This window comes from Rathayibacter sp. AY2B7 (assembly GCF_002931635.1).
Lineage (GTDB): Bacteria > Actinomycetota > Actinomycetes > Actinomycetales > Microbacteriaceae > Rathayibacter.
In genome coordinates, this window is the sequence record NZ_PSUC01000146.1 from 1 (window position 1) to 6,130 (window position 6,130).

The window sequence follows — 6,130 nt, forward strand, 5'->3', positions numbered from 1 at the left end:
CCCGTCGCTGATCGGCCACAGCGACAGCCTGCTCGAGAACATCCCGCTGCTCGTCGCGCACCCGTTCGGCTTCGGCCTCGGCAAGGTCGGCCCGCGCGCGCAGCTGTACTCGACCGACAGCGTCCTCGTCGAGAGCTTCTTCCTCGTGCTCGCGATCGAGTCGGGGATCATCGTGATGCTGCTGTTCGCGGCGCTGCTGGTGTACCTGTTCCTCCGCGGGCTGCGCGCGCCGACCCTCGACGGCTTCCTGCCCACGGCCGTGGTCGCGGGCACGCTGGTCAGCTACACGGTGCTGCCGACGCTCCAGGAGGGTCCGGTGGCGTACACGCTCTGGATCGTCTGCGGCATGGGCGTCGTGGCGGGGCGGGCCGAGCAGGCGGTACGCGTGGGCACCGCCCGGGTCCGCGAGCCCTCACCCTCGCGCAACGCCGCCCACCTCGACGGGCCGCGCGCCGGCACCGGGGCGCACGTCGTCACTCCCCGCGGGGAGAGGCGCCGGCAGCGGCTGCAGCGCGCGCGCGTCTCAGGCGGACGCCGTCGCCGCGGCGGCGACGACCGTGCTGCGGGGAGCCTGCGCGACCACGGTCCCGAGGACGTCGCCCCCGACGTCCCGTAGCCGGTCTGCCGCGGCGACGAGGTCGGCCGAGGACGAGACGCCGGCGCCCGCGACGAGGACGGTCGTGGCGACCATCTTGCCCAGCAGCACCGCGTCGGTGGCCGAGAGGATCGCGGGGGAGTCGACGATCACGTGGTCGTAGCGGCGCGAGAGGTGCGCGATCACGCGCTCCATCGCGGGGGTGCCGATCAGGTCGCTCGGGTTCGCCTGGCTGCCGCCGGCCGTGAGCACCGTGACGCCCTGGGCGCTGACGGGCAGCGACCCGTCGGCGGGCAGGGTGCCGGTGCGGAGCAGGTCGGCGAGGGTCGGTCCGCCCGTGGGGACGCGGAAGACCGTCGACTGCGCCGGGTCGCGCAGGTCGGCGTCGATCAGCACCACGGTGCGGCCGATCTGGGCGATCGAGACGGCGAGGTTCGCGGCCACCGTGCTCTTGCCGTCGCCCTCGCGGGCGGAGGTGACGAGCAGGGTGCGCTCGTGGGTGCCGGAGCCGAAGAGGAGCGTCGTGCGCAGCATCCGGAACGACTCGGCGACGGCGCTGCGGCCGTCCACGACGAGGGGGGAGCGGCGGACGGCCGTGTCGAAGGGGATCGACTCGAGTACCGGGAGGGTGGTGCCGGCGGCGACGTCCTTCGCCGAGCGGATGCGGGAGTCGCCGAGCGAGCGCAGCACGACGACGCCGACGCCGAGGATGAGGCCGGTCGCTCCGCCGAGCACCAGGTACACCAGCAGGTCGGGGCTGAGCGGCGATCCCGGCACGGAGGCGGCCTCGAGCACCTTCACGTCGACCCGGCTCGTGCCGCCCGTGACGGGGCGCTCGATCTGCGCGACGTAGCTGCGCAGGCTCTCGGCGACCGCGTCGGCGATCCGCGCGGCCTGCTGGGCGTCGGCGTCGACCACGTCGATGCTCATGATGACCGTGCCGGGGAGCGCGGCCGGAGTGACCTCGCCCGCCAGGTCGCCGACGGTCATGTCGAGTCCGAGGTCGTCGATGACGGGCTGCAGCACCGAGCTCGAGTCGACCAGCGCGACGTAGGAGGCCACGCGTGCCTCGGCGCTGGTGAAGGACGCGCCGACCTCGGCGCTGGACTGGTTGTCGGCGGTCGCGACGGAGACGAACACGGTCGTCTGCGCGCGGTACTCCGACTCCGACGCCATGGTCGCCACGGAGGCGGCCGCGAGGCCGAGGGCGACGAAGATCGAGATGACCAGCCAGCCCCGGCGGAGGAGTCGTCCGTACTCGCGAATTCCCACAGTGCCGTCCTAGTCGAGGAGGGATCCGGCGGAGCGGATCGAGACGATGAGCGTGCTGATGTCGATCCTGGCAGAACCGGGCCTCGTGTCACCGGCGCCGGGCCGTGCGGACGCCTCCGGACCGGCGCGGCGGGGCGCATCCGGGCCGTCGGGGGCTCAGGCCTGTCGGATCCCGCCCGGTCGGTGTCGCGGGACGACGGACGGCGGCAGGCCGGACCGCGCCGGACCGCCTCCGCTGCCGCCCCCGGCCGTGCCTAGTTCTTGTAGCTCCTGGTGAGGGTGTTGTTGCCGGGGGTGGGGTCGCCGATCGCGGTGGAGCTCTTGGCGGTGATGGTGGAGGTGCCGGTCTTGGGCGTGAGGACGATGGTCCTGGTGGTGCTCTGTCCGGCTGCGAGGGTGGGGATCTTCCAGGTGAGGACCGTGGTCCCGGCGATCCTGCCGGGGGTGCGGGTGGCGCCTCCGGTGTCGGTGACGGTGGTGGGGACGATCATCTGGATGACGGTGGATCCGGTGTCGCGGGTGCCGACGTTGGTGACGGTGGTGGTGGCGGTGAGGGTTCTGCCGGTGATCTTCGTGGCGGTGGGGGTGAGGGCGACCTTCAGGTCGGCGCGGCTGCCGGAGACGATCTTGACGATGCGGGTGGCGGTCGCGGCGGCCCAGGTGCCGTCGCCGGCCTGGGCGGCGGTGACGATGCAGGCGCTCGTCCCGGTGAGGGTCACCGTTCCCGCGGAGGTGACGGTGCACGGGCCGGTGGCGGTGTAGGCCACCGGGAGACCGGAGGAGGCCTTCGCGGCGAGGGAGTAGGCGACTCCGGTGGTCGGGGTCGCCGACGTGTTCGCGGTGAAGGCGACGGTCTGCGGCTTCTTCTGGATCGACGCGGCGGTCACCACGAGGGTGCGGGTCGCCTGCGGGGCGGCGTTCCGGTCGGTGTCGCCGGCCTGATCCAGGGTGAGCACGCAGTCTCCCGGAGCGGCGAAGGTCACGGTGCCGTTCGCGACGGTGCAGGCCGCGGAGGCGGTCCCGAGGACGATCGGGGCGCTCGACGCGCCGCCGGTGACGGTCGGAGTCCACGTTCCTCCGACGACCGCCGCGGGAGCGGTGGAGGTGAAGGCGACCGTCTGCGCAGCCCTGCCGATCGTGAAGGCGCGGTCGGCGCGAGCAGCGGCGTGCGCAGCGTCGCCGGCCTGCTCGAGGGTCAGGGTGCAGGTGCCGGCGTGGTCGTAGGAGACCGAGCCCCCGGAGACCGAGCAGGCCCCCGAGGCGGTGAGGCGGGGATCCGCGGAGGAGGGGCCTCGGACGATCACCGGCGTGGACGATCCGCCGACGACCGCGTCGCCTGGATCCTCGCCGCCGAACGAGACGGACCCGGCGGCCAGGCCCACCGCGATGGTCTGCGAGACCTGCGGAGCGGCGAGATGACCGGAGTCCCCGGCCTGATCGGCCGTGACGGTGCAGGTGCCGGCGCCTCCGAAGGTGACGACGCCGTCCGTCAGGGTGCAGGCGCCTGAGGCGGCGAGCACGACCGGCTGCCCGGACGCGCCGCCCGTCGCGGCGGGCGTGTAGGTGCCGCCCGGGACGGCGGGGGAGGGGGGAGTGGAGGCGAAGGCGATCGTCTGGGCCGGGAGGGTCACCTGAACGGTGCCGGCGACGTTCGGAGCCTGCTGATAGGTGGAGTCGCCCTGCTGGAACGCGTAGTACGAGCAGGTGCCGACAGCGGTGAGGAGGATGTCGACGGAGCCCGGATCGACCCGGGTCGTGCGGCAGGCGTCGTACGCGACGGCGAAGGCGGGCAGGCCCGAGCTCGTGGTCATCGTGAGGGTGACGGTGTCGCCGACGGCTCCGGTCGTGGGAGGGGTCGGGGCGAGGGTGATCGTCTGGGGTCCCTTCCGCACCGTGAAGGTGGACGACCGCTGCAGAGCGGGCGCGTAGTCCGCGTTCCCGAGCTGGTCGGCGGTGACGACGCACTCCTCGCCGACCTCGGTGAAGGTCACCACGCCGTCGGCGATGGTGCAGCCGCCGGTCGCGCCGTAGGTCGTGGGAAGCCCCGACGTGGCTGTCGCGACGGGGGAGTAGGTGGCGGAGCGCGCGGTGTCGATGCCGTGCGGGTAGTCGTAGACGATGCTCTGCGGGAGGCGGTCGACGGTGAACGATCCGGTGCGCTGCGGCGCGGGGAGGTAGAGCTCCGAGCCCTCCTGGTCGAAGCGGATGGTGCAGGTGCCCGGGCGGAGGTTGCGCACGGAGGTGCCGCCGATGATCGAGCAGACCTCCGGGGTCGTGCTCGTGACCGTGACCGGCAGGCCGCTGCCGGCACTGGCGCGGAGGTCAGCGTCCTCATCCGTCGTGAGAGCGCTCGTGGGGAGGCGGAAGTCGATGCTCTGCGCCTTCCGCACCACCTCCTCCACCGGCTTCGCGACCACCGTGAAGCTCGTCTCGACCGCCGGGGCCGACGCGTAGCGCTGGTCGCCGGGCTGGCCGGCGCGGACGACGCAGGTCCCCGCGGCGACGCCCGCGAACACGGACCGGCTCAGTCCCTCGAAGAGGAACGGAGTGCCGTCGAGCCGACAGACCTCCGGCGTCGTGGTCGTGAAGTCCACCGGGAGACCCGAGGTGGACGTCGCGGTCACCGAGTAGGAGCCGGTCGAGTACGCGTAGCCCGCCAGCGCGAAGGCGACCGACTGGGACCTGGGCGAGAGAGTCCTGGTGCGGACGACGTCCGGAGCCGCGGTCCAGCCCGTCCCCCCGGCCTGGGAGGCGGTGATGGAGCAGAGCCCGCCGACCCGGCCGACCGCGCGTCCCGCGGTCACCGTGCACACGTCAGGAGTGGTGCTGACGTAGGTCACCGGCAGACCCGAGGACGCGGTGGCCTGCAGGACGAGGTCCCGACCGTCGGTGTCGAGGCCGGTCAGCTCCGGGAACGCGATCGTCTGCCCGGTCTGCGCGGTGAGGGTGAAGGTCGAGCGCGTGATCGGCGTCCGTGCGTAGACGACGGGATCCCGGTTGTACCCGTTGAATCCGGTGTAGAGCGCGCGGATCTCGTGGCTCCCGCGCGCGAATCCCTCCGGGACCTCGATGCTCACGGTCTCGGACGTCTCCGCACCGGTCAGCGCGACGGTGCCGAGCGGTCGCTGCGTCTGGCCGGTGAACTCGGTGAACGAGATCGATCCTCCGCCGATCTGGTCCGGCTTCCTCGTGTAGCCGGTGTCGACGTCCCGGTACGAGTTCTTCGAGAGAGTGGCGGTGAGGGTCGTGGGGACGTCGATCGCGGTCGTCGACGCGCTCACCGTCATGGTGGCGTCGGGGAGCCAGGCGACCAGTGCGTCGCCGACCTTGTAGGGGCTGAGCCCGGGATCGGCGATCGGCCAGCTCCCTCCGCCTCCGCCTCCGCCGCCGGCTGCTCCCAGGTTGGTGTAGATGAACTCGCCGCCGCCCGCTCCGCCTCCGCCGCCGCCCGCCGATCCGGCGCCGCCCTGTCCGCCGCTGGCGTAGACGTCGCCCGAAGCCCGCGCGCCTGCTCCGCCGAAGCCGTGAGGGTCGGCGCCCAGGCCGTCCCAGAACATGTGCCCGGTCCCGCCGCTCGCCTCCGAGCCGAACGTCGGGACGGCGTCGAGGAAGCCGCCGAGGTAGGCGGTGTCGCCACCGCTGCCGCCGGTCCCCGGGGTGTCGATCGTCGCGCCGCCGCCGCCGCCACCGGGGAAGCCGCCGGTGCCGTGGCCCGCTTCGCCCGGCCGGCCGGCGGCACCGCCGTCGGAGCCGTCGTACAGGATGGTCGCGTTCGATCCGCTTCCTCCGCCCGCGGCGACGGCGATGACATCGCCGCCGACGGGGTCGCAGTTCTCGTCGGGTTCGCTGAAGGACACCCACTTGGCGTCCCCACCCCCCTCGAAGCCCCCGCTCCGGAGGCTTCCCCAGTAGATCGTCTGACCGGGCGTCACCTTCACGTCGTAGAGCGTGAGAGCCGCGCCGGCGCCGCCGGTGCCCCCGGTGTTCCCCACGCTGTCGAAGTCCTGACCGTCGGCGCCTCGGTTTCCCCGGGCGGTGACGTCGGCGGTGTGGACGTTCGCAGGCACAGTGAACCTGCCGTCCGTCGTGCACGCGTCCAAGAACCGATTGGCGGAGGCGGGGGGTGCGCCGACCAGCGTGAGCGCCGCGGCGGCGAGAACCACCGCGAGACCGCCGGCGAGGGGGCGCCGGAGGCGGGCGGGACCGGGCACATGTTCTGGGACGGCCTGGGCGCCGACCCTCACGGCTTCGGCGGAGCAGGCG

The 6,130-nt window shown here is 73.3% G+C and carries 3 protein-coding genes; 1 reads left to right on the forward strand and 2 read right to left on the reverse strand.

Going from position 1 to position 6,130, the window contains the following annotated elements; genetic code table 11:
* Window positions 1-616 (forward strand): hypothetical protein (locus tag C5C27_RS18215; RefSeq protein ID WP_181133572.1); only part of this gene is annotated, 616 nt, incomplete at its 5' end.
* Here the strand turns inward: C5C27_RS18215 and C5C27_RS16270 are convergent.
* Window positions 524-1,867 (reverse strand): polysaccharide biosynthesis tyrosine autokinase, encoded by a 1,344-nt coding sequence (locus C5C27_RS16270; RefSeq protein ID WP_104238967.1) that lies wholly within the window; start codon window positions 1,865-1,867, stop codon window positions 524-526. The two genes, C5C27_RS18215 and C5C27_RS16270, sit on opposite strands and share 93 nt — an antisense overlap.
* Window positions 1,868-2,121: 254 nt before the next feature.
* Window positions 2,122-5,859 (reverse strand): DUF11 domain-containing protein, encoded by a 3,738-nt coding sequence (locus C5C27_RS18785; protein ID WP_181133573.1) that lies wholly within the window; start codon window positions 5,857-5,859, stop codon window positions 2,122-2,124.
* Window positions 5,860-6,130: the final 271 nt, after the last annotated feature.